The 244-nt window shown below is 59.8% G+C and carries 1 protein-coding gene; it reads left to right on the forward strand.

What is annotated here, in order from left to right; translation table 11 throughout:
* On the forward strand, window positions 1–244 hold a 244-nt coding region (locus ACZ3GY_RS24655), incomplete at both ends, for a TonB-dependent receptor domain-containing protein (RefSeq protein WP_465912437.1).

Below are 244 nucleotides of genomic sequence, written 5' to 3' on the forward strand. Positions count from 1 at the left end.
TTCTACACCGACTTCAAGGACAAGGTCAGCAATGCCCTGGTCTACAACGCCGATGGCTCCATCGCCCGCTGGTCGGCCAACAACAATTACCGTCTCTGGACTAGCTACAACGTGGATCGCGCCACCATCAAGGGCCTGGAGCTGAGCGGTCGCTGGCAGGCCACGCGCAGCCTGGCTTTCAAGACGAATTACACCTTCACCGATTCGCGCCAGAAGGGCGGCAGCTACGATGGCTATGCGCTGG

This window comes from Pseudomonas sp. PME37.24/006 (assembly GCF_055556635.1).